The sequence below is a fragment of the Burkholderia sp. E168m23 genome, assembly GCF_016586125.1.
Classification (GTDB): domain Bacteria; phylum Pseudomonadota; class Gammaproteobacteria; order Burkholderiales; family Burkholderiaceae; genus Burkholderia; species Burkholderia orbicola.
In genome coordinates this window covers 1-1,818 of record NZ_BCPP01001182.1, presented here as the reverse complement: position 1 = coordinate 1,818, position 1,818 = coordinate 1, and the positions used below count along the sequence as shown (strand labels likewise).

The 1,818-nt window shown below is 69.2% G+C and carries 1 protein-coding gene and 2 pseudogenes; all 3 read right to left on the bottom strand.

Annotated features, from left to right (window positions below; all coding sequences use genetic code 11):
* The coding region (murC, locus tag JMF90_RS35445) for a UDP-N-acetylmuramate--L-alanine ligase (RefSeq protein ID WP_236598110.1) at positions 1-583 on the bottom strand (583 nt) is incomplete at its 3' end.
* A pseudogene (gene murG, locus JMF90_RS35440) lies at positions 580-1,557 on the bottom strand (undecaprenyldiphospho-muramoylpentapeptide beta-N-acetylglucosaminyltransferase); the annotation flags it as partial. The pseudogene murG and the gene murC, both read right to left, overlap by 4 nt.
* A gap of 42 nt (positions 1,558-1,599) precedes the next feature.
* A pseudogene (locus JMF90_RS35435) lies at positions 1,600-1,818 on the bottom strand (TauD/TfdA dioxygenase family protein); the annotation flags it as partial.

Sequence of the window (1,818 nt, the reverse complement as noted above, 5' to 3'; positions counted from 1 at the left end):
GCGCGAAATCGTGGCCGTAGGTGTCCATGTGGTCGGCGTCGATGTTCGTGATGACTTCGATCACCGGATACAGGTTCAGGAACGACGCATCCGACTCGTCGGCCTCGGCGACGATGAAGTCGCCCGTGCCGAGCCGCGCGTTCGCGCCGGCGCTGATCAGCCGGCCGCCGATCACGAAGGTCGGGTCCAGCCCGCCCGCGGCGAGCACGCTCGCGACGAGGCTCGTCGTCGTGGTCTTGCCGTGCGTGCCGGCGATCGCGATGCCCTGCTTCAGGCGCATCAGCTCCGCCAGCATCACCGCGCGCTGCACGATCGGCACGCCCTGGTGGCGCGCGGCCAGCACTTCCGGGTTGTCCGAGCGCACGGCCGTCGACACGACGACCGCGTTCGCGCCCTCGATGTTCGCCGCATCGTGGCCGATCGCGATCCGCGCGCCCAGCGCCTCGAGGCGATCGGTCACCGCATTGCGCGACAGGTCCGAGCCGCTGACCGCGTAGCCGAGGTTGACGAGCACTTCGGCGATGCCGCTCATGCCCGCGCCGCCGATCCCGACGAAATGAATGTGTTTGACGATGTGTTTCATTGCAGTTGTTCCAGGTTCGCGCCGGCCGCCTTCGCGCAGACGCGCGCGACTTCGTCGGTGGCCTCGGGCTTCGCGAGCGCGCGCGAACGTTCCGCCATGTCCGCGAGCGATGCCCGCGACTGGCCGCGCAGCCAGTCGGCGAGCAGCTCCGCCGACAGGTCGCGTTGTTGCACCAGCACGGCCGCGCCCGCATCGGCGAGAAACGCGGCGTTGGTCGTCTGGTGATCGTCGACCGCGTACGGGAACGGCACGAACAGCGCCGCCACACCCACCGCCGCGATCTCCGACACCGTCATCGCGCCCGACCGGCAGATCACCAGATCCGCCGCCGCATACGCGGCCGCCATGTCGTCGATGAACGGTACGAGCCGCACGTCCTCGCCGGCCGCGAAACCGGCCGCTTCGTAATTCGCCTTCAGTGCCTCGATGTGCTTCACGCCGGCCTGGTGCACGACGCGCGGGCGCTCGCCCGGCGCCAGCAGCGCCAGCGCGCGCGGCACGACTTCGTTGAGCGCGGCCGCCCCGAGGCTGCCGCCGACGACCAGCACGTTCAACGGGCCGCTGCGCGACGCATAGCGTGCGTGGGGCGGTTCCGTGTGCGCCAGTTCCGCGCGAATCGGGTTACCCGTCCATTCCGCGTGCGGCAGCGCGCCGGGGAACGCGACGAGCACGCGCTTCGCGAGTTTCGCGAGCACCTTGTTGGTCAGGCCCGCGATCGAATTCTGTTCATGCAGCACGAGCGGACGCCCCGACAGCGCGGTCATCACGCCCGCCGGGAACGTGATGTAGCCGCCCATCCCGAGCACGACGTCCGGCCGCACGCGGCGCAGCGCGCCGAGGCTCTGCCAGCATGCGCGCAGCAGGTTGACCGGCAGCGTCAGCTTGGTCTTCAGCCCCTTGCCGCGCAGCCCGCCGAACCGCACGTACTCCATCGGAATGCCGTGCTTCGGCACCAGCGTCGCTTCCATCCCGGCTCGTATAACTTCGTATAATGTATGCTATACGAAGTTATTACGCGCGGAATCGAGTTCGAGCAGGGCAGCGCTGCCGTCGACGGACGGCACGGTCGGGTGCGCGACCGTGTCGCCGAAGCGGCGGGCGAAGGCTTCCTGCGCGGTGTCGTCGAGATGGTGCTGGCCGCGGAAGAACAACACCTTGTGGCGCAGCAGCGCGGCGTGGACCGCATCGAACGTCGCGTCGTCGAGCGTGGCCGACAGCCGCACGCCGGAAATTTC